The organism is uncultured Aliiroseovarius sp. (genome assembly GCF_947497285.1).
Taxonomy (GTDB): Bacteria; Pseudomonadota; Alphaproteobacteria; order Rhodobacterales; family Rhodobacteraceae; genus Aliiroseovarius.
In genome coordinates this window covers 74,550-93,705 of sequence record NZ_CANMFT010000001.1, presented here as the reverse complement: position 1 = coordinate 93,705, position 19,156 = coordinate 74,550, and the positions used below count along the sequence as shown (strand labels likewise).

Sequence of the window (19,156 nt, the reverse complement as noted above, 5' to 3'; positions counted from 1 at the left end):
ATGACTGGGGAATTCGCCCAAACCACACCCTGAATGTCGGAAACCTGAAGTTTCTTACCAGTGCCAAACCCATGCCCCAATCGCGATCTAGTTTATACCCAGACGAACAAGAATTGGTCTTCAGGACCGCAATCGGACGAGGTTGGCATGTCTATCAAACGCCGCTGGATGAAATGGATCATTGACGCTGAAACAGATGTTTCGGCCCTGCCCCATACCCGCGCAATGCGCCAATCCCGCACCATGCACGTCGCATAATAGTAGAGTTTTATACGGTTCAAGGTAAGTTCCGGGCTTTTCCCTTCCCCCCTTTCCAGCCCTGTAGCCTGCCATGAACCAACGAAAAAGCCGCCTTCGGGCGGCTTTTTTTGTGTCTTGCAAACGGTTTGAAAGGTCGGGTGTTAGGGTGTTTCACCCATTCGGGCTTCCAGCACGTCAAATGGCACGCCCGGTTCGTCTTTTGCACCACGGATAACCAGTGACGTTTTAACAGAGGCTACATTCTCGGCCGCAGTCAATTGTTCGGTCAGGAAGGATTGGAAGGTGGACAGGTCCGGCGCGACGCATTTCAGAATGAAATCCACTTCGCCATTCAGCATGTGACATTCACGAACCAGCGACCAGTTTCGGCACTGCCCCTCAAAGGCGGTCAGGTCGGCCTCGGCTTGGCTGACCAGCCCCACCATGGCAAAGACCTGCACCTCGAACCCAAGCGCGCGCGCGTTGACATCGGCATGATAGCCACGGATCAGGCCTTGCTCTTCCAACGTGCGCACACGTCGCAGGCAGGGCGGGGCGGAAATTCCAACCCGTTTGGCCAATTCCACGTTGGTCATTCGGCCATCTGCCTGAAGCTCGGCAAGAATCATGCGGTCAATCGGGTCAAGTTTGCTTGCGGACATGGATGAACCTTCCAAGGCGTATGATCTGTGACCCCCAATGAGCGAGGAGGCCGATAGCTTTTCAGTGGTTTTCCGATTGGAAATTGCGCAGAGGTTACCCTGAGGCCACCAAATGCGCAACAATATTTCGCGCAGACGCAACATCATTTCAACGTGACCAGACCCCGGACGCCAACACCGCATTGCGAACGTGGCTTGGATGGGCTTTCCACCGGCGTCGGGCGGGCTTATATGCGGTGTGAACCAGTATACTCAAGGAAGTTTCCATGTCCGAGCCACGTCGCACCAAAGTCCTGATCATCGGCTCCGGCCCTGCCGGATACACAGCCGCCGTCTATGCCAGCCGCGCCATGTTGGAGCCCATCCTTGTGCAAGGTATGGAGCCCGGCGGGCAGCTGACCACCACGACCGAGGTCGAAAACTGGCCCGGTGAGACCGAAATCCAAGGCCCCGACCTGATGGTCAAGATGGAGGCCCACGCCAAAGCGGTCGGTACCGAAATCATCGGCGACCTGATCACCGACCTTGACCTGTCCGAACGCCCCTTCACCGCAACCGGTGACAGCGGCACGATCTACAAGGCCGACGCAGTCATCTTGGCCACCGGCGCGCGCGCCAAATGGCTTGGGCTGGACAGCGAAGAGAAATTCAAGGGCTTCGGCGTTTCGGCCTGCGCCACCTGCGACGGATTTTTCTATCGCGGGCAGGAAATCGTCGTCATCGGCGGCGGCAACACCGCGGTCGAAGAGGCCCTGTTTCTGACCAACTTTGCATCGAAAGTGACACTGGTCCATCGCCGCGACGAACTGCGCGCCGAGAAGATCTTGATCAACCGGCTGATGAAGAACGAAAAGATCGTGCCGCTGTGGGATCACACACTCGAAGAGGTCATCGGCGATGAAAATCCGCTGGGTGTCACCGGCGTGCGCGTCAAGCACGTGGCCACGGGTGAGATCACCGAAATTCCGGCCAAAGGCGTCTTTATCGCAATCGGACACGCGCCCGCGAACGAACTGGTGAAAGACGCACTGGAAACGCATATGGGCGGCTACGTTGTAACCAAACCGGACTCGACCGCGACGTCGATCCCCGGGGTGTTTGCGGCAGGTGACCTGACCGACCACAAATATCGACAGGCCGTGACCTCGGCGGGTATGGGCTGCATGGCGGCGCTTGAAGCCGAACATTTCCTCGCCGAACAGGAATGATATCTTACACCGGCAGTGTCTATCGCCTGATCTTCACTGATCAGGATGCGACATCGCCGGTGCAATCCCCCGAAGGGCGTTTTCACCATTCTGGCCAAATGGCCATCTATACATCGCTTTCAGCTGAAGGGTGCGGCGTCGCGATCAAGCGCTATCTGACTCCTGATGACGCGCCGCGCCACATCGTGCCGCTTGAGGTCACACTTGAACGTGTTGTGGACATTCGTGGGCAGTCAGCAGCCTCGGCGGTTTGGCAAGACAGTCGGGCTGCGGGTCATCCCGCGCCGACGTGGGCATTTTCGGATCAAGCCCGCGCAGATGGCGCGCAAGCCTTGATGTATTCCTCGCGGTCCCGCCCGGACTTGACTCATCTGACCCTGTTTACAACCGCCCCGGATGCGGTGCGCTTGGCCGGGCAGTCGATCCCGTTTCCCTAGCCACCCCGCCGCGTTGCTCTTGAGCCACGGTCGGCAATTTCACGTGCATTCGCATGTTTCTGCTTTGCGTTTGCCGTAAACCATGCAAAGCGTTCACGCGTGAACACTCTTTGAGTCGCGGGCTATGACGTCGCACCTGACAAAAACCACTTCTGCCGAGGAAGACCAGATCTTCCGACTTCTGCGCCAGCTTGATCTGGCGCCGGATGCGTCGCAGCGCGTGACCGCGGCAGCGATTGGGATTTCGCTGGGGCGACTGAATGCGCTGTTGCGCAACTGCGCCGAACGCGGGCTGATCAAGGTCAGCGAGCGAGCAGGCCCCGACAAGCGTCCGCGCTTTGCTTATACCATCACCTCTCAGGGTGCTGCCGAAAAGGTGCGCCTGAGAGATACGTTTCTTGCCCGAAAATTTGCTGAATACGATGCGCTGCATGCCGAACTGACCGGCACTTCCAGCGGTCTTTCTCCTCTAAAACACAGGACACATCCAATGCAGAACAATCTCTCACCCATCCCCGAGCTTTATGTCTCGTATGAAAGTGCGCAGAAACTGAAAGTCGAAGCCGGTGATCTGATCAGCCACGATCTGACCCCGCGCCAGACCTGCGATCTGGAGCTTTTGATGAATGGCGGCTTCAACCCGCTGAAAGGGTTCCTGACGGAAGACGATTACAATGGCGTCGTCGAGAACATGCGGCTTGCGGATGGCACGCTGTGGCCAATGCCGATCACGCTGGACGTCTCTGAAGATTTTGCCCAGTCGATCGAGTTGGGACAGGACATCGCCCTGCGCGATCAGGAAGGCGTTATTCTGGCGACGATGACCGTCACCGACCGGTGGGAGCCGAACAAATCCCGCGAGGCCGAGAAGGTGTTTGGCTCAGACGACGAAACGCACCCGGCGGTGAACTATTTGCATAACGTCGCTGGCAAGATCTATCTGGGTGGCCCGATTGTCGGCATTCAGCAGCCCATCCACTACGATTTCCGTGGCCGCCGTGACACGCCGAACGAACTGCGCGCCTATTTCCGCAAGCTGGGCTGGCGTCGCATCGTGGCGTTCCAGACCCGCAACCCCCTGCACCGTGCGCATCAGGAACTGACCTTCCGCGCCGCGAAGGAAGCACAGGCCAACCTGCTAATTCATCCCGTCGTTGGCATGACCAAGCCGGGCGACATCGACCACTTCACCCGCGTGCGCTGCTACGAGGCGGTGCTGGATCAATATCCCGGCGCAACCACGACGATGAGCCTTCTAAACCTTGCGATGCGCATGGCTGGCCCCCGCGAGGCGGTCTGGCACGGACTAATCCGTAAGAACCACGGCTGCACCCATTTCATCGTCGGCCGTGACCACGCTGGCCCTGGCAAGAACGCCGCTGGTGACGATTTCTATGGCCCCTATGACGCCCAGGACCTGTTCCGCGAGCATCAGGAAGAGATGGGCATTGAAATGGTCGACTTCAAACACATGGTTTATGTTCAGGACCGTGCCCAATACGAACCTGCGGATGAAATCATGGATAAGGACGACGTGACGATCCTGAACATCTCGGGCACCGAGTTGCGCCGCCGCCTGTCGGAAGGTCTGGAAATCCCGGAATGGTTCAGCTTTCCCACAGTCGTGGAAGAGCTGCGCAAGACCAAACCGCCACGCGCCGAGCAAGGCTTCACCGTGTTCTTCACCGGCTTCTCAGGCTCGGGCAAATCCACCATCGCCAACGCGCTGATGGTCAAGCTGATGGAAATGGGTGGCCGCCCCGTGACGCTGCTGGATGGCGACATTGTGCGTAAGAACCTGTCGAGCGAGCTGGGCTTCTCGAAAGAGCACCGTGACCTGAACATCCGCCGCATCGGCTATGTTGCGTCTGAAATCACCAAGAACGGCGGCATCGCCATCTGTGCGCCGATCGCGCCCTATGCCACCACGCGCCGTGCCGTGCGCGAAGAAATCGAGCAATATGGCGCCTTTGTCGAGGTGCATGTTGCCACGTCGATCGAAGAATGCGAACGGCGTGACCGCAAGGGGCTTTATAAGCTGGCCCGCGAAGGTAAGATCAAGGAATTCACAGGCATTTCAGACCCCTATGACGTGCCGAAGAACCCTGAACTCAGCGTCGAAACCGAAAACGTGGACGTGGACAACTGCGCCCATCAGGTTCTTCTGAAGCTGGAAAACATGGGCCTGATCAGAGGCTAACATGTTCGGATGCTAAACGAATGGGCCGAGGCAATGCCTCGGCCTTTTTCTTGCGGGGCCAGAGCCCTCAAAAACTGTTAGACAGACACCAGACCAGTTATGCGCACATTGGTCCACCAAGGCTGGATCGCAGTGATACCTGACCACGTCTGGGTCAGGCCGCTGCGGGCGCGGTCCTAGTGGATTGACACCGGCGACAGGTCGTTTTCGCGGGCCAACATGTAAGCAAGCTCGCGGTTCATGACCAAGGCAAGCTGCTCTCCATCCTCGCGGTGGACAGCGTAAAGCGAGTCGGCCCCATCCGCCTGGGCGCGCACTTCTGCGCGGATATCTTCAGGAAGATCATCAATCGCCACGCGCTTCACATAGACAATATTGCTGATCTGATCATGGTTGAACGGAAACTTGGTGTTCATCGGTTCACCCCTTCTTGATTTGGATCGTCTGAACCAGACGCTCCGGTTCGGCCCGCGACAAATCTATGTGCAGCAAGCCATTTTCCGTATTTGCGCCAACTACATCGACCCCGTCGGCCAAAACGAAACTTTTCATGAATTGTCGCGCCGCGATGCCGCGGTGAAGGAACACCCGATCATCTTTCACGTCGCTTTGGGCGCCGCGTATGACCAGCTTGGCGTTTTCAACCGTGATCGACAAATCATCGTCGGCAAACCCCGCCACCGCAAGTGTGATGCGGTAGGCACGGTCGCTGACTTGTTCAATATTGAAGGGGGGATAGCCATCCTTGCCAGACTTTGCAGCCTGTTCAACCATACGCTCAAGTTGTTCAAACCCAAGCAGGAAAGGATGCGTTCCCAAGTTCATTTTTGTCATCGACACGTCCTTGAATAAGCGACACGTTTGTTTGGCCCCAGTATGGCAGCCGTGCCAAAAATATGGGGACTTCGCTGTTGGCTTGCAAGGGGTGGCTTTTGCTTGGCCTTGCGCGGATCATGACGCTAGACTGGCCCGGCAACAAAAAGAACGACTCGCAAAAATGAGCAATGCCAAAGAGATGAAGACCGAAGATGTGCTCCGAGTGGAGCTAGAGGTCTTCCGCGCCGAACACCGCGATCTGGACGACGCCATCCACGCGCTTGAAGAAAGCGGGCGAGCGGATCAGTTGCGTCTACGGCGTTTGAAAAAGCAAAAACTGGCGCTGAAAGACAAGATTGCCCGGATCGAGGACAAACTGACCCCCGATATCATTGCCTGATTGCATCACGGCCCCAGCCCCTTATAAAGCGGGCTTCCAAAACGCGAGCGACGCGAGGTCACCATGACAGATGTGAAAGTTGGGATCATCATGGGCAGCCAGTCCGACTGGCCCACCATGAAAGAGGCTGCAACGGTTCTGGACGAACTGGGAATTTCCTACGAAACCAAGATCGTTTCAGCGCACCGCACCCCGGACCGCTTGTGGGATTATGGCAAAACCGCCGCGACGCGCGGACTGCACGTGATCATCGCAGGGGCGGGTGGGGCAGCCCATCTACCCGGTATGATGGCTTCGAAAACCCGTGTCCCGGTGGTTGGCGTTCCGGTCCAGACGCGTGCGTTGTCCGGTGTGGATAGCCTGTATTCCATCGTTCAGATGCCAAAAGGCTATCCCGTCGCGACCATGGCCATCGGTGCTGCGGGCGCGGCCAATGCGGGTCTGATGGCGGCCGGTATCCTTGCCGTGTCAGATCCAGATCTTGCGCTGCGGCTTGACGCTTGGCGCGACGCGCTCTCTGCTTCGATCCCAGAAGAGCCGTCTGATGTCTGAGCCGCTCAAACCCGGCGCCACCATCGGCATACTTGGTGGCGGTCAACTGGGCCGAATGCTGTCTGTCGCGGCCTCTCGGCTGGGATTCAAAACCCACATTTACGAACCCGGTGCACACCCGCCCGCAGGCCAGGTTGCGGATGCGGTGACGACCGCCGGGTATGATGATGTCGCCGCGCTGAAGGCCTTTGCCGCCGTTGTCGATGTCATCACATTCGAGTTCGAGAACATCCCGACCGACGCGCTGGATGTGCTGGAGCGGTCCCGCCCGATCCGCCCCGGCCGCGAGGCGCTTCGTGTCAGTCAGGACCGTTTGACGGAAAAGGATTTCCTGTCCGGTCTTGGCTTAACGGTCGCGCCTTATGCCAACGTGGAAAGCGCGGGTGACATGACCGCGGCCATTGCGGCGATTGGCACGCCTTCGATCCTGAAAACCCGGCGCTTTGGCTACGATGGTAAGGGCCAGGCCCGGATCAGTCAGCCAAGTGATGCGGACGCCGCATTTGCAGACATGCAAGGCGCGCCTTCGGTGCTTGAAGGGTTCGTAACGTTCAGCCACGAGGTCAGCGTCATCGCAGCACGTGGTGTCAGCGGCGATGTCGCCTGCTTCGACCCCGGCGAGAACGTGCACAAGAACGGCATTCTCGACACGACCACGGTCCCTGCCCGCTTGACCGCCGCCCAGCGCATGGATGCTGTGCTTTTGGCGGCAAAGATCCTCAATGCACTCGACTATGTTGGTGTCATGGGAGTTGAACTTTTCGTAACTAAAAGCGGGTTGATCGTGAATGAGATCGCCCCGCGCGTGCACAATTCAGGCCATTGGACCCAACAAGGCTGCGTTGTGGACCAGTTCGAACAACACATTCGTGCGGTGGCCGGTTGGCCGCTGGGGGACGGCACGCGCTATGCGGATGTGGTGATGGAGAACCTGATTGGTGACGACATCGCCCGCATTCCCGACATCGCGAATGAACGCAACGCATCGATCCACCTATATGGCAAGGCTGAGATGAAACCGGGGCGCAAGATGGGGCATGTCAACCGGGTCACCACGACCGGGGGCTAAGGCAGCTAGACCCTGCGGCGAAACGGACGCATGAACGCGCCCAGTATCAGCGACACCAACAGCCAGCCACCGACAAAGCCGATCCCGGCGCACAGCAACCCGTCTGCCGTCACCGGTATGGCGGGCCGGAAGTCGTCCCAAGTCCGTTTGACCAGATCCGTTTCGCGGAAATGCCAGACCTTGGCCAGTCGCGCCAACGGTTCGGTGCCTTTCAACGCTGTATAAGCAGCATCCAAACGGTCAAATCGCTTGAAGTTCACTTGCATCTGGTCGCGCAGATTGTTCTGGAAATCCGACCCGCCCATTTTCTCAAGCGCCTCGTCGCGCGTGTAGCCGGCCGCCTTGGCGGTCAGGTCGAACCCTGCCGTGACCACTTTCAACTCGGTGCGCGCGCCGGCAAGGCGCTGCATGTATTGCTGCGAAAATTCAGGGAATTGACTGAACGCCACCGCCCCTGAAAGCCCGCCGATCATTGCCAATGCTCGGATCATTTGTGCCACCTGCTCGGTTTTTTCATTGCCGACAGAGTTCCAAACAGGGCGGGCCGGGTCAAGGGGCGCAAATTGGCCAACCCGAAATGAAAACGGCGCGCCCGCCAAGGCACGCCGCATCTTTCTGGTTTACGCTGGCTTAGAGCCCACGGACGTGGTGCGGCTTGAAAATCTCGATCACCTTGGCGATGGCGGCGTCGGGCGTCAGTTCTTCGCTTTCGCCGGTGCGGCGGCTGGTCAGTTCGACCACACCGTTTTTCAACCCGCGCGGCCCAACAGTGATGCGCCATGGCAGCCCGATCAGGTCCATCGTCGCAAATTTGCCGCCCGCCCGTTCGTTTCGGTCGTCGTATAGCGGCTCCAGCCCTGCATTGGTGAGCTGCTCGTACAGCGCCTCGCAGGCCGCGTCGGCCTCGTCGTCGCCCTGCTTCAGGTTGACGATCCCACAGTGGAACGGCGTCACGCCTTCGGGCCAGATGATGCCCTTGTCGTCATGGCTGGCTTCAATGATCGCGCCCAGCAGGCGGCTGACGCCGATCCCGTGCGAGCCCATATGGACGGGCACTTGTTTTTGGTCCTTGTCGACGACCGTCGCGCCCAGCTTGTCCGAATAGGTGGTGCCGAAATAGAAAATCTGACCGACTTCAATTCCGCGCGCCACACGACGACGGTCTTCGGGCACCTTGTCAAATTCTGCCGCATCATGGGTTTCATCCGTGCGGGCATAGCGCGAGGTGAATTCGTCCATCACGCCCTGACACTGCGCGACGTTATCAAAGTCGATATCGCGGTCGCCAAAGGTCAGGTCGGTGACTTCGCTGTCATAGAACACTTCGCTTTCGCCGGTTTCGGCCAGCACAAGGAATTCGTGGGTATAGTCGCCACCGATCGGGCCTGAGTCCGCGCGCATCGGAATGGCTTGCAGCCCCATCCGTTCATAAGTGCGCAGATAGCTGACCAGATGACGATTGTAAGCGTGCAGCGCGTCCTCTTTCGTCAGGTCGAAATTATAGCCGTCCTTCATATAGAATTCGCGGCCTCGCATCACGCCAAAGCGCGGGCGGATTTCGTCGCGGAACTTCCACTGGATTTGATACAGTGTCAGCGGCAGGTCTTTGTAAGAATTCACGTGAGCGCGGAAGATATCGGTGATCATCTCTTCCGCGGTGGGCGAAAACAGCATGTCGCGACCGTGACGGTCCTGCATCCGCAGCATTTCCTCGCCATAGCCGTCATACCGACCGCTTTCACGCCACAAATCAGCCGATTGGATGGTCGGCATTTGCATCGGAATATGACCCGCGCGCATCTGTTCCTCGTGCACGATGTTTTCGATCTTGCGCAGCACTTTGAAGCCCAGCGGTAGCCAGGAATAAATGCCGGCGGATTGCTGCTTGATCATCCCCGCACGCAGCATATAGCGGTGCGAGACGATCTGCGCCTCGGATGGGGTTTCTTTCAGCACGGGCAGGAAATAGCGGGACAGGCGCATGTGGACCTCTGATCAATCGCGAAAACGTCCCATGCGGTCTAAGACATCACGACTGCAGGGGCAATCATACTTTGGCGGCAGGCCCAGCTTTCCGGCGTGAAGGCGGCGCACAGGTTCTGGCAGAACGGCGCCGCGTCATCCACGCTGCGCGTAGAACATTCAACGACGCGCGGGGTGGTCGATCTTCTCAAAACTCAAGCCTAGCTTGTCCGAAAAGGCGTCAGACCAACCTGACGCTCGCCGCAATCCAGATGTTATCAGATGGACCCACCAAGGCTGACGGTAATCTTGGTCTCATTGTGCGGCTGAATTTCTCCGTCACGATAGACAACACCAGCCCCAGCCTCGCCGGAGAAAGAGATGCCGGGTTTGCGCGGTTCATAATCATGTCCCGTGCATCCGGCCAAAGCCGCGGTAAGAAGACCGGTTGCGATGACGATCCGCATGGGCATTTCCCTGATTAACCGAGCCTGAAGCCCGCTTGACGCGTCATGATCGCCCGTCATGTCACTGCGCGCAAGTGCGAAACAGCGCCCGAGCGCTGTGGCGCCCATGCTTCGGAGGCCTTGTAATACAGCCAAAGCTGCGCGACATAGAAGGAAGTCAAACAAGGAAACCCCATGTCGCTACCCGTCCAGACTCAAGCAAAATACTGGTCGATTGCCATTGCCGTATTGGCGTTGGCGCTTTGGTATCTGGGCGATGTGATCCTGCCCTTCGTGCTTGGCGGTGCAATCGCCTATTTCCTTGACCCTGTCGCGGATCGCCTTGAAAGCGCAGGGCTTTCACGAACAGCCGCAACCGTCATCATAACGTTCATCGCTGTGATGGTGTTCGTAATCAGCTTCCTTTTGGTTATCCCGACCCTGATTGAACAAAGCCTGGCCCTTGCCAATGCAGCGCCGGATTTGTTCAGCAAACTCTATACCTTCCTGACGGACCGGTTTCCTTCGCTGCTGGACGCGCAGTCAACGCTGCGCCAGTCGCTGGAGGCCTTGGGCCAGAAGATCCAAGATCGCGGCGGCGAACTGGTCGGAACAGTGCTGAGTTCCGCCATGGGCGTGATCAACATCGTCATCCTTTTGGTGGTAACGCCGGTTGTTGCCTTCTACTTGCTGTTGGATTGGGATCGGATGGTCGCCAAAGTCGACAACATGCTGCCCCGCGATCACGCACCGGCCGTGCGCCAGATTGCCAGCGAAATTGACCGCACTCTTGCCAGCTTCATACGTGGGCAAGGCTCTGTTTGCATCGTCTTGGGCACTTATTACGCTGTGGCGCTGATGCTGGTGGGGCTTCAATTTGGCCTGGTCGTCGGCTTCATCGCTGGCCTGATCACTTTCATTCCCTATGTCGGCGCGCTGGTCGGCGGCACGCTCGCCATCGGGCTGGGTCTATTCCAGTTCTGGGGGGATTGGTGGAGCCTTGGCGCCGTTGCCGCGATCTTCATGCTTGGCCAGTTTCTAGAGGGCAACATTCTTACGCCCAAGCTGGTCGGAAGTTCGGTCGGTCTGCACCCGGTTTGGCTGCTTTTCGCACTGTCCGCTTTTGGGTCTCTTTTCGGCTTCGTCGGAATGCTGATCGCCGTTCCAGTCGCAGCAGCGATCGGCGTAATCGCCCGGTTCTTCATCGCGCGCTATCAGGCCGGTCTGCTGTATCAGGGCCTTAGCGGACGCATCGAGGCTGACCACGGCGACGCGGACTGATGAGCCGACAGCTGACTTTTGACCTGCCCGCCCATCCTGCGCAGGGCTTGGACGACTTCCTTGTCACACCGTCCAATTCAACCGCGATGGCCGCGATCGAGCATTGGCAGAACTGGCCGAACAACAAGCTCGTTCTGGTGGGGGCGTCGGGCACGGGCAAAACCCATCTGGCGCATGTCTGGGCGGCACTGTCCGGGGCCGTGATCCTGAACGCCGATGCTTTGGACGAAACCGACATCTCATCATTGGCCGGGTGCCATGTCGTCGTTGACAATGTGCAAACGATTGCTGGGCGGTCATCCGCAGAGGATGCAATGTTTCACCTGCACAACCTTGTGCTGGCAGAAGGCGGGGCCTTGCTGCTGACCGCCGACACCGCGCCTTCTCGTTGGGGGCTTGTCTTGCCCGACCTGAAAAGCCGGATGGAAGCCACGACCTTGGCGCAGCTGCAAGATCCAGATGACATGCTTCTTTCGGCGGTGCTGGTAAAGCTGTTTGACGACCGCCAGATCACAGTCCCTGCCAACCTCATCGACTATCTGCTGCCGCGCATAGACCGGTCACTGGCCGCAGCGGCATCGCTTGTCGATCGGCTGGACCGCGCGGCGCTTGCAGAGGCACGCCCCCTGACCCGCCGCTTGGCCGCGCGCCTTTTGGATCACCCAAACAACCCCGATCGGCCAGAGGCATAACGTCACCTTCCCGTCACAAGCAGACATGATAGAGTGGCCCCATGAACAACTCTGCGACTCCCATGATTCCATTGGCAGATTTCCTTGCCTCGCCTTTCCCTGCGCCCACAGAATTGCCGACAGACGACTTTGCGGGCTCAAAACGGTTTTACAATCGCGAGCTCAGTTGGCTCGGGTTCAACTGGCGTGTGCTGGAAGAGGCCGAGAATCCCCGCGTGCCCTTGCTTGAGCGGCTAAGGTTTTTGTCAATTTCGGCCACCAACCTTGACGAGTTTTACACCGTGCGCGTCGCAGGTTTGTGCGAACTTGTGCGCGAAGGTGTCACCACCCCTGCCGCAGACGGGCTTACCCCAGCCGAACAGCTTGTCCTGATCCATGCCGATGCGCGCGCGCTGATGGCGCAGCAACAGGTCGTGTTTGAAACGCTGGCTGCTGAAATGGACCAAGAGGGCATCAAGATTGCCCGGCGTGACGACCTAACAGATGCTGACCGTGCCCGTCTGGATCAGGTGTTTCTGTCACAGGTGTTTCCGGTTCTGTCGCCGTTGGCGATTGACCCTGCCCACCCCTTTCCGTTCATTCCAAACACAGGGTTTTCGCTTGCCCTGCAGTTGGAGCGAAAATCCGACAAGCAGAAGCTGAAAGCCTTGCTGCCGATCCCGCAGCAAATCGCGCGTTTTGTGCCGTTGCCCGCGGATGACGGGCAGTTTCGCTTTTTGCCGCTCGAAGATCTATTGCTCGAACATCTTGGGTCACTGTTTCCCGGCTATGTCGAAAAGGGCAGCTGTGCGTTCCGCATTTTGCGCGACAGCGACTTGGAGCTGGAGGACGAGGCCGAAGACCTTGTGCGCGAATTTGAAACCGCCTTGAAACGTCGTCGACGCGGCGAGGTTGTGCGCATGAAGGTTTCTGCCAATGCGCCGTCCGATCTGATGTCGATGATCAAGCGGGAACTGAAAGTCACCGACGAAGAAATCGTCGAAGTTGTCGGAATGATCGGCATGGCTGATCTGGGCGAGCTTGTGCTGAAAGATCGCCCCGACCTTCTTTGGCCCAGCTTCAGCCCGCGGGTGCCAGAACGCGTGCAGGACCACGAAGGCGACATGTTCGCCGCGATCCGGCAGAAAGATATGCTGCTGCACCACCCTTACGAGACCTTCGACACCGTGGTCCGGTTCTTGCAACAAGCGGCCCGTGACCCTGATGTCGTTGCGATCAAGCAGACCCTGTATCGCACCTCGCATGACAGCCCGATTGTATCTGCGTTGTGCGAAGCCGCCGAGGAAGGAAAGTCCGTCACAGCACTTGTCGAGCTGAAAGCCCGTTTTGACGAAGCCGCCAATATCCGGCAGTCCCGCCGATTGGAGCGCGCTGGCGCGCATGTGGTTTATGGCTTCATCAACTACAAAACCCACGCCAAAATCTCGACCGTGGTGCGCCGCGAGGGCGAAGATCTGGTGACCTACACCCACTATGGCACCGGAAATTACCACCCCATCACGGCGCGTATTTATACCGACCTCAGCCTCTTCACCTGTGATCCTGCACTGGGGCGCGACGCCACGCGGGTGTTCAACTATCTTTCCGGCTACGCAGAACCGCAATCGCTTGAAAACCTTGCCATTTCCCCACTGGACCTGAAATCTTCGCTGATCGAACGGATCGACCAAGAGGCGACTTTTGCCGCCGAAGGAAAGCCCGCCGAAATCTGGGCAAAGATGAATTCCCTGGTGGAACCTGACGTCATCGACGCGCTTTACAAAGCCTCGCAGGCGGGTGTGAAGATCAGTCTTGTCGTGCGTGGCATCTGTGGCCTTCGCCCCGGCATCAAAGGCTTGTCCGAAAACATCCGCGTGAAGTCCATTGTTGGCCGGTTTCTGGAACATTCGCGCATCGTCTGCTTCGGCAATGGTCACGGGCTACCGTCCAAAAAGGCACGTGTCTACATGTCCTCGGCCGACTGGATGGGGCGCAACCTTAACCGCCGCGTCGAAACACTTGTCGAAACCAAGAACGCGACGGTGAAGGCACAGATTGTCAGTCAGGTGATGGCTGCCAACCTTGCGGACGTGGCACAAAGCTGGGTCATGCAATCTGATGGGAAATTCGTGCGCGCCGACTTGACCTCGATCGAACGACCCTTCAACTGCCACCGGTTCTTCATGGAAAACCCATCGCTGTCCGGTCGAGGATCGGCAGGCGCATCTGACGTGCCGGAACTTGCCCATTCGCAAGATTGAACACCGGGTCGGGCAACGCTAGTCTAGGGCCACCAAACGAGGGATAATCCATGGATGGACGCGGCGAAACGGGCGACGATTGGGGGCCTTTTGGCCGACCGCTGTTTGAAGACCCCTCGGCCCGCGCGCTCAGTCGTGTTGGTGTGGTTGATGTGGGGTCAAACTCGGTTCGCCTTGTGGTCTTTGACGGCGCTGCCCGCAGTCCGGCCTATTTCTTCAACGAAAAGATCTTGTGCGGATTGGGGACTGGTCTGTCAGATACCGGACACTTGCACCCAGAGGGGCGCAAACGGGCGCTGGCCGCGATCAAACGCTTTCAGCTTTTGGCCGAGGGCATGAACCTGCCGCAACTATCGGCAGTCGCAACCGCCGCTGTTCGCGAAGCCAGCGACGGGGCTGAGTTTTGTTCCGAAGTGCTTCAGCAAACCGGGATAGAGCTTTACGTTATCGACGGCGAAGAAGAGGCTAGGTTCTCGGCGCAGGGTGTTTTGCTGGGCTGGCCTGAAGCCAACGGTCTGATGTGTGATATCGGTGGTTCTTCATTGGAACTTGCCCACATTTCGAAAGGCCAGGTTGGCAAGCGGGTTACGTCTCCGCTTGGGCCATTGAAATTGGTGGACGTGCCGGGCGGCAAAAAGGGGCTTCGGGCCGAGATCGCACGAGTTGTTGATGACTTGGCCGAGCAGATGGGCACTGATCACAAGCGTCTGTTCCTTGTTGGCGGCTCATGGCGGGCCATCGCACGGCTGGACATGGAGCGCCGGGGCTATCCGCTTTCCGTTCTGCATGAATATCGCATGACGCCAAAATCGCTGGCCACCACCCTAAAATGGATTGAAGAGGTTGATCTGGAAGCGGTTCGCCAACGCACGGGCACATCGGCGGCACGCATGGCGCTGGTCCCGATTGCCGCGCAGGTTCTGAAACGTCTGGTGCGCAAATTTCGCCCAAAAGAGATCGCGATCAGCTCTTACGGGATCCGTGAGGGGTTACTCTACGAGCAGATGCCACAACGTCTGCGCAAACGCGACCCGTTGATCGAAGCCTGTTTGTTCGCCGAAAAGAAGGATGCCCGCAATCCAGGATTTGGCAAAGCTCTGTTTGCCTTTCTATCCCCGTTGTTCAAATCCGCACGCTCTGCCGACCTTAGGTTGATCAAGGCCGCCTGCCTTCTGCACGATGTCAGTTGGCGCGCGCATCCCGATTACCGCCACGAGGTCTGCTTTGACAACGCCACCCGCGCCAACCTTGGTGGCCTGACGCATGAGGAACGTATTTTTCTGGGGCTGGCTCTGCTGCACCGTTACAAAAACAACCGCGACGGATCGCGGTTCGAACCGCTCTTTGACATTCTGCCAGAACAAACGCTGGCAAAGGCGGAAGTTCTGGGTAAAGCAATGCGCTTTGGTGCCATGTTCACCGTAAGCGACCCGACCAAATTGGCCACGCTGAAATGGTATCCTAAAAAACGCGAGATCGTTTTGTCGCTGAAACCGGGCGCGAACGATCTGTTCGGAGAAGTCGCCGAAGCCCGGTTCTTGGCGCTCGCCCAAGCTCTGGATGCCGTGCCCGCCGTGAAAAATGGCCGCCAAACACCCAAAGCGCTTTAACGCCCGCCGCGGTCCAGTCTAAAGATCGGTCTCGCTTGGTTCCGTGTCTTCTGGCTCAAGCGGCACCCGCCTGCGAATGATGATGTCACCATTGGGCAAGGTTTCAGGCGGATGATAAACGCTCATATCGCCCATGCGATCGACCAGATCAGCCCAGTTCTTCGCCCAGTTTTCCGCCATAGGCTCTACTTCGTTTGCCAAACCTTCAAGCAACAGTTTGAAGCCCCGGTTCAGAAGCTCAGCCCCTTCCGACAACTGGGGGTTTGCGGGCCCGTCGGGCGACGCATCTTCGGCAACAATCGGCTGGGCCAACCCGATCCCGGCGACCAGCGCAACGGCAGAGAGTTTCGCAATCTGTTTCATATATCTGATGTAAGCGTGATCGGCGCGAATAAAAGACCTAAATCTCCAGATCTATCGAAACCGGAAAGTGGTCTGATGCGGTCAACAAGGCCTCACACAGTTCTTGCGACCCGTAGCAGTCCGGGTCATCGAACGGATGCCAAATCCGCCAGCTCGGAGAGGTTGCAGCCAGATCAGGCGACACCATCACATAGTCCAACAAAGCCTGTAGGTATCTTTTTTCCTTGGCAATATAGAACCGGGACGACGCCGGGCGCGCACCCGATCGCTGGGTTAATACCATTCGCGCATGAGGGTCGAACATCTGCGCGTCATCGTTTTCGCCCATGACGATTTCGACGCCGGACCTTCCGAATAACTTTTCGTATTCATCCAACCCCGGACCATCGTTGAAGTCCCCAAGCACGATCAGCGGATCACCCGCAGCCAGATGTTCGTCGACACGTTGGCGGATCCAGACACATTGGGCCATCTGCTTGCGCCGGTTTTCAATCGCGACACGCATCACTTCGGCCCTGCCGCGCGCGCCATGCGGCGCCTTGGACTTTGCGTGCACGCCGATCAACCGCAGCTTCTTGCCAGTCTGCCGGTGGGTCAGATCGACCTCTAGGGGAGGTTTGGAAAACACGATCGGTTCGGGTGCGGCATCGGTGTCCAGATCCATCTGGAAGGTGCTGTCGAAACGCGGCCCAATGCTGCCACCCAGATCACCACGCGGATCGTGACGCGCGGAAAAAACATAGGGATCGTAGAGCAGCGCGATTTCCTGTTGCGTATCGTTGGCGAAACCGATCATGGCTTTGTTCGCCCGCAGACCAAAGACCTTGGCAAAGGTCTCAAGCGCGCGAACGGTATCGCGCCGCCGGTTCTGATCCGGCGCTTCAATCACCATGATTGCATCGGCATCCAACACTTTGAAAACGACACCAACAGCCTTGAACTGAGCGCGACGGGTGACATCTTGGCGGCCGGACCATTCGTTGTCCACCAACGGGCGCCCTTCGTCATCAAAGAGGTTGTTGAACCATTCAACATTATAGGTCGCGATGCGTATCAAGCGCGCTCCTTGTTTATCTCTTCCCACGCGTGATTGACGGCGATCAGGCGCTTTTCGGCCAGCTTAACGGCCTCTTTCGGGACCCCGCGCGCATACATTCGATCTGGGTGGCAATTGCGCACTTCACGGCGCCACGCCGCGCGAATTTCTTTGATTGGCGTATCAGGATTGACCCCCAACACCTGATACGGATCGGGATGTGCATCTGGCACGAACCGCGACCGCAACGCCTTGAACTTGCCCGGTTTCATCCCGAAAATCTCAGAGACCTGCATCAGGAATTCATTTTCCGACGGATGGTATTCGCCATCAGCCACCGCGATGTGAAACAGACCCTCTAGCAGATCGCTCAGCGCGGGATCATCCGGGCCGAACATCGCAGCAACCTTTTGGGCATAAAGCTCGAACCCGGCGACATCGGTGCGGGCAAGGTTGAACAATCTGGCAGCGTTTTTTTCTTCGCTTTGCGGGATTGTGAACACTTCGCGAAAGGCGGACACCTCGTCGCGGGTGACTTGTCCATCAGCCTTCGCCATCTTGGCACCCAGAGCGATCACAGCAATTGCAAAACCCGCCGACCGCTCAGGCGGCGTGCGCAAATGTGTAAACACATCTGCAAGGCTTTCACCCTTCGCAAGCGCGGACAGCGCATCTGATATGCGGGACCAGATCGACATAGCTTCCTGTTACACGCTCCAATTCTTAATAACGAGCGAAAACAAGATCACCGCGCCAATTACATCCGACTGCTATCCAAGCAGTTTTTCAAAGGAAACGCACATTCAAAGCCGCTTCTGCATCAGGATCAGATCGTGCCAGCGCCCAAATTTGCGCCCGGCTTCTGGCACGATCCCGACTTGGGCGAATCCCAACGCCACATGAAACGCAGTGCTATCCGGGTTCGATCCTGAAACGCTTGCGATAAGGGAATGAACACCTTGGGCGCGGCCTTCATCCTCCAGCGCGCGCATCAAAGCACGACCTATACCGCGCCCGCGCGCGTCGGGTGCCAGCATGATCGAATGCTCTTTCGTGTGGGCATAGCCGGCACCTGCCCGAAATGGCCCAAACGCGGCATAGCCCAGCACCACGCCGTCGCTTTCGGCCACCACAAAAGCATCATAATCGTGGATCGCGCCGCGCACCTCATCCAGTGATTTTTCAACGCTGTTGAAAGTGATCAATGTGTCGCGGATGGCGAGGTTCCATAACGCCCGGATGTCACGGGCGTCGGCATCCTTGGCTGGCCGGATCATCGTAGGTTGACCAAACCGTTTGGCGTGTCGATCCACGCGGACAATCCGGGGTCGCCAGCATGCACCGAAAGGCGACTATCGCTTACCAATGGGGCCATCGCCACGGACAACGCCTCGGCTTCCGGGTGCGAGACCTCAAGGGCGGTCAGACGCACCCCTTGGTCGGGCAGGTTTGGTGCGGGTTGGGCGCCTCTCCAGTGCAGCAACCCCGGCATGCATCCCGAAAAAGGCAGCCGCCCGTCATCTGGAACAGCCATGTCCCACTGATAGATCCCGCGCTCCAGCGTCAGGATATCGCCCATACCTTCGGGCGCACGGTGCATGGCATCGACCAAGTCTTGCACCCGTAGCGCCCAATTGGTCAGCCGTGCGGGACCGGTGAAATAGTCCAGATCAAACCATCGGGGACGGGTGGGTGCGGCTGCATCGGGGTTGATCGCAATGACTTCCAGATACGCCAACGGCCCCAGCGATAACAGCGCATTGTGGGTGCCCATAAGGGGGTGGTCTCCGCCCCTTGTCATGGGCACGCCAAGCAGCTTCTCGATGAACGCGACGCCTTCCGCAAGGGTCGCGGAGGACACCACAAGGTGATCTAGTTCTCCCAGCGCCAAATGTATCTCCTTTTGGTCTGGGATGAGGCTGGCGGGAAAAGCCGCCAGCCG

General features: G+C 58.2%; 21 protein-coding genes. 10 read left to right on the top strand and 11 right to left on the bottom strand.

Annotated features, from left to right (window positions below; translation table 11 throughout):
* Window positions 1-401 precede the first annotated feature (401 nt).
* The gene (locus tag Q0864_RS00470; protein WP_298565026.1) at window positions 402-902 is read right to left on the bottom strand and encodes an Lrp/AsnC family transcriptional regulator; all 501 of its coding nucleotides are present in this window, start codon (window positions 900-902) and stop codon (window positions 402-404) included.
* Between the two features lie 266 nt (window positions 903-1,168).
* On the opposite strand from Q0864_RS00470, the gene trxB reads away from it, so the two are divergent.
* From trxB to Q0864_RS00455, 3 genes are all read left to right on the top strand, one after another.
* On the top strand, window positions 1,169-2,110 hold the full coding sequence (trxB, locus tag Q0864_RS00465; protein ID WP_298565024.1) for a thioredoxin-disulfide reductase: 942 nt from the start codon (window positions 1,169-1,171) through the stop codon (window positions 2,108-2,110).
* The gene (locus Q0864_RS00460; RefSeq protein ID WP_298565021.1) at window positions 2,107-2,547 is read left to right on the top strand and encodes an RES family NAD+ phosphorylase; all 441 of its coding nucleotides are present in this window, start codon (window positions 2,107-2,109) and stop codon (window positions 2,545-2,547) included. The genes trxB and Q0864_RS00460 overlap by 4 nt, the downstream gene beginning before the upstream one ends.
* A gap of 124 nt (window positions 2,548-2,671) precedes the next feature.
* A complete protein-coding gene (locus Q0864_RS00455; RefSeq protein ID WP_298565018.1) occupies window positions 2,672-4,747 on the top strand; it encodes a bifunctional sulfate adenylyltransferase/adenylylsulfate kinase in 2,076 nt (691 codons plus the stop codon).
* A 176-nt stretch (window positions 4,748-4,923) separates the two neighbouring features.
* Here the strand turns inward: Q0864_RS00455 and Q0864_RS00450 are convergent, their stop codons facing one another.
* Complete coding sequence (locus tag Q0864_RS00450) at window positions 4,924-5,163, bottom strand: DUF1150 family protein (protein ID WP_298565015.1); 240 nt, start codon at window positions 5,161-5,163, stop codon at window positions 4,924-4,926.
* A 4-nt stretch (window positions 5,164-5,167) separates the two neighbouring features.
* Window positions 5,168-5,581 (bottom strand): Hsp20 family protein, encoded by a 414-nt coding sequence (locus Q0864_RS00445; RefSeq protein ID WP_298565012.1) that lies wholly within the window; start codon window positions 5,579-5,581, stop codon window positions 5,168-5,170.
* Window positions 5,582-5,744: 163 nt separating this feature from the next.
* On the opposite strand from Q0864_RS00445, the gene Q0864_RS00440 reads away from it, so the two are divergent.
* The 3 genes from Q0864_RS00440 to Q0864_RS00430 all read left to right on the top strand — a co-directional run bounded on the left by Q0864_RS00440 (window position 5,745) and on the right by Q0864_RS00430 (window position 7,584).
* Window positions 5,745-5,963: a DUF465 domain-containing protein gene (locus Q0864_RS00440; protein WP_298565008.1), complete on the top strand. Its 219-nt coding sequence runs from the start codon at window positions 5,745-5,747 to the stop codon at window positions 5,961-5,963.
* Window positions 5,964-6,026: 63 nt separating this feature from the next.
* Complete coding sequence (gene purE, locus Q0864_RS00435; protein WP_298565005.1) at window positions 6,027-6,515, top strand: 5-(carboxyamino)imidazole ribonucleotide mutase; 489 nt, start codon at window positions 6,027-6,029, stop codon at window positions 6,513-6,515.
* Window positions 6,508-7,584, top strand: coding sequence for a 5-(carboxyamino)imidazole ribonucleotide synthase (locus Q0864_RS00430; RefSeq protein WP_298565003.1), 1,077 nt, complete (start codon window positions 6,508-6,510; stop codon window positions 7,582-7,584). The genes purE and Q0864_RS00430 overlap by 8 nt, the downstream gene beginning before the upstream one ends.
* A 5-nt stretch (window positions 7,585-7,589) precedes the next feature.
* Here Q0864_RS00430 and Q0864_RS00425 read toward each other — a convergent pair whose 3' ends face one another.
* From Q0864_RS00425 to Q0864_RS00415, 3 genes are all read right to left on the bottom strand, one after another.
* Window positions 7,590-8,075, bottom strand: a complete 486-nt coding sequence (locus Q0864_RS00425; RefSeq protein WP_298565002.1) for a DUF2937 family protein — start codon at window positions 8,073-8,075, stop codon at window positions 7,590-7,592.
* Window positions 8,076-8,214: 139 nt separating this feature from the next.
* Window positions 8,215-9,567, bottom strand: coding sequence for a proline--tRNA ligase (proS, locus tag Q0864_RS00420; RefSeq protein ID WP_298565001.1), 1,353 nt, complete (start codon window positions 9,565-9,567; stop codon window positions 8,215-8,217).
* A gap of 257 nt (window positions 9,568-9,824) precedes the next feature.
* Entirely contained in the window at window positions 9,825-10,013 is a 189-nt protein-coding gene (locus tag Q0864_RS00415) for a hypothetical protein (protein WP_298564999.1), read from the bottom strand.
* Between the two features lie 174 nt (window positions 10,014-10,187).
* Here Q0864_RS00415 and Q0864_RS00410 point away from each other — a divergent pair, with 174 nt between their 5' ends.
* Genes Q0864_RS00410 through Q0864_RS00395 form a run of 4 tightly spaced genes read left to right on the top strand, consistent with a single transcriptional unit; the run spans window position 10,188 to window position 15,815 of the window.
* Window positions 10,188-11,273, top strand: coding sequence for an AI-2E family transporter (locus Q0864_RS00410; protein WP_298564997.1), 1,086 nt, complete (start codon window positions 10,188-10,190; stop codon window positions 11,271-11,273).
* Window positions 11,273-11,965, top strand: a complete 693-nt coding sequence (locus tag Q0864_RS00405; RefSeq protein WP_298564995.1) for a DnaA/Hda family protein — start codon at window positions 11,273-11,275, stop codon at window positions 11,963-11,965. The genes Q0864_RS00410 and Q0864_RS00405 overlap by 1 nt, the downstream gene beginning before the upstream one ends.
* A gap of 41 nt (window positions 11,966-12,006) precedes the next feature.
* Window positions 12,007-14,205 (top strand): RNA degradosome polyphosphate kinase, encoded by a 2,199-nt coding sequence (locus Q0864_RS00400; RefSeq protein WP_298564993.1) that lies wholly within the window; start codon window positions 12,007-12,009, stop codon window positions 14,203-14,205.
* 50 nt (window positions 14,206-14,255) lie between these two features.
* Complete coding sequence (locus Q0864_RS00395) at window positions 14,256-15,815, top strand: Ppx/GppA family phosphatase (protein WP_298564991.1); 1,560 nt, start codon at window positions 14,256-14,258, stop codon at window positions 15,813-15,815.
* Between the two features lie 18 nt (window positions 15,816-15,833).
* On the opposite strand, the gene Q0864_RS00390 is transcribed toward Q0864_RS00395, so the two are convergent.
* From Q0864_RS00390 to Q0864_RS00370, 5 genes are all read right to left on the bottom strand, one after another.
* On the bottom strand, window positions 15,834-16,178 hold the full coding sequence (locus tag Q0864_RS00390) for a hypothetical protein (protein WP_298564989.1): 345 nt from the start codon (window positions 16,176-16,178) through the stop codon (window positions 15,834-15,836).
* 37 nt (window positions 16,179-16,215) lie between these two features.
* On the bottom strand, window positions 16,216-17,232 hold the full coding sequence (locus tag Q0864_RS00385) for an endonuclease/exonuclease/phosphatase family protein (protein WP_298566135.1): 1,017 nt from the start codon (window positions 17,230-17,232) through the stop codon (window positions 16,216-16,218).
* Window positions 17,232-17,912, bottom strand: coding sequence for a molecular chaperone DjiA (locus tag Q0864_RS00380; protein WP_298564987.1), 681 nt, complete (start codon window positions 17,910-17,912; stop codon window positions 17,232-17,234). Before Q0864_RS00380 ends, Q0864_RS00385 begins: the two co-directional genes overlap by 1 nt.
* 105 nt (window positions 17,913-18,017) lie before the next feature.
* Window positions 18,018-18,491, bottom strand: a complete 474-nt coding sequence (locus Q0864_RS00375) for a GNAT family N-acetyltransferase (protein ID WP_298564982.1) — start codon at window positions 18,489-18,491, stop codon at window positions 18,018-18,020.
* The gene (locus Q0864_RS00370; protein ID WP_298564981.1) at window positions 18,488-19,105 is read right to left on the bottom strand and encodes a VOC family protein; all 618 of its coding nucleotides are present in this window, start codon (window positions 19,103-19,105) and stop codon (window positions 18,488-18,490) included. Before Q0864_RS00370 ends, Q0864_RS00375 begins: the two co-directional genes overlap by 4 nt.
* Between the last annotated feature and the right edge of the window lie 51 nt (window positions 19,106-19,156).

Bases quoted from the DNA above. Each gene is read 5' to 3' on its own strand.
- Q0864_RS00470 (WP_298565026.1), bottom strand. From the start codon at position 902: ATGTCCGCAAGCAAACTTGACCCGATTGACCGCATGATTCTTGCCGAG.
- trxB (WP_298565024.1), top strand. From the start codon at position 1,169: ATGTCCGAGCCACGTCGCACCAAAGTCCTGATCATCGGCTCCGGCCCT.
- Q0864_RS00460 (WP_298565021.1), top strand. From the start codon at position 2,107: ATGATATCTTACACCGGCAGTGTCTATCGCCTGATCTTCACTGATCAG.
- Q0864_RS00455 (WP_298565018.1), top strand. From the start codon at position 2,672: ATGACGTCGCACCTGACAAAAACCACTTCTGCCGAGGAAGACCAGATC.
- Q0864_RS00450 (WP_298565015.1), bottom strand. From the start codon at position 5,163: ATGAACACCAAGTTTCCGTTCAACCATGATCAGATCAGCAATATTGTC.
- Q0864_RS00445 (WP_298565012.1), bottom strand. From the start codon at position 5,581: ATGACAAAAATGAACTTGGGAACGCATCCTTTCCTGCTTGGGTTTGAA.
- Q0864_RS00440 (WP_298565008.1), top strand. From the start codon at position 5,745: ATGAGCAATGCCAAAGAGATGAAGACCGAAGATGTGCTCCGAGTGGAG.
- purE (WP_298565005.1), top strand. From the start codon at position 6,027: ATGACAGATGTGAAAGTTGGGATCATCATGGGCAGCCAGTCCGACTGG.
- Q0864_RS00430 (WP_298565003.1), top strand. From the start codon at position 6,508: ATGTCTGAGCCGCTCAAACCCGGCGCCACCATCGGCATACTTGGTGGC.
- Q0864_RS00425 (WP_298565002.1), bottom strand. From the start codon at position 8,075: ATGATCCGAGCATTGGCAATGATCGGCGGGCTTTCAGGGGCGGTGGCG.
- proS (WP_298565001.1), bottom strand. From the start codon at position 9,567: ATGCGCCTGTCCCGCTATTTCCTGCCCGTGCTGAAAGAAACCCCATCC.
- Q0864_RS00415 (WP_298564999.1), bottom strand. From the start codon at position 10,013: ATGCGGATCGTCATCGCAACCGGTCTTCTTACCGCGGCTTTGGCCGGA.
- Q0864_RS00410 (WP_298564997.1), top strand. From the start codon at position 10,188: ATGTCGCTACCCGTCCAGACTCAAGCAAAATACTGGTCGATTGCCATT.
- Q0864_RS00405 (WP_298564995.1), top strand. From the start codon at position 11,273: ATGAGCCGACAGCTGACTTTTGACCTGCCCGCCCATCCTGCGCAGGGC.
- Q0864_RS00400 (WP_298564993.1), top strand. From the start codon at position 12,007: ATGAACAACTCTGCGACTCCCATGATTCCATTGGCAGATTTCCTTGCC.
- Q0864_RS00395 (WP_298564991.1), top strand. From the start codon at position 14,256: ATGGATGGACGCGGCGAAACGGGCGACGATTGGGGGCCTTTTGGCCGA.
- Q0864_RS00390 (WP_298564989.1), bottom strand. From the start codon at position 16,178: ATGAAACAGATTGCGAAACTCTCTGCCGTTGCGCTGGTCGCCGGGATC.
- Q0864_RS00380 (WP_298564987.1), bottom strand. From the start codon at position 17,912: ATGTCGATCTGGTCCCGCATATCAGATGCGCTGTCCGCGCTTGCGAAG.
- Q0864_RS00375 (WP_298564982.1), bottom strand. From the start codon at position 18,491: ATGATCCGGCCAGCCAAGGATGCCGACGCCCGTGACATCCGGGCGTTA.